At 66.2% G+C, this 305-nt stretch carries 1 protein-coding gene; it reads right to left on the bottom strand.

Features of this window, described 5'->3' with window-relative positions; genetic code table 11:
* The coding region (locus H0921_RS18095) for a hypothetical protein (protein ID WP_228500128.1) at nucleotides 1–244 on the bottom strand (244 nt) is incomplete at its 3' end.
* Between the last annotated feature and the right edge of the window lie 61 nt (nucleotides 245–305).

The following is a 305-nucleotide window of genomic DNA, read 5'->3' as shown; positions in this document are numbered from 1 at the left end:
TTGGCGATCTCTTGGGGAGCATTGGCCGCCCTAGAGACCGCCCCAAACGGGACGGGGGCGATTGCCCGCCTTCCACCGCCGAGTTTGGAACCGCTAGCGATGGCTGGGGCCGTGGGAGGGCGGTGCGCAGCTCTTCCAGTGACACGGTACTGCCAGCGATGGCTGCCGACTCCGCGACCTTGGGAACCGAGCGGACCAAACGGACCGAAAAGGGCCGCTGCATCTGCCGCACCTGACGAAACATGACCGCCGACTGCGGGGATACACACCCCGGAGGTGATTCTGTCAAGGGGGACGGACGGGAC

Source organism: Thermogemmata fonticola (assembly GCF_013694095.1).
Taxonomy (GTDB): Bacteria; Planctomycetota; Planctomycetia; order Gemmatales; family Gemmataceae; genus Thermogemmata; species Thermogemmata fonticola.
Note: the sequence above shows the minus strand (reverse complement) of the source record. Positions and strands in the feature narration are given on the sequence as shown.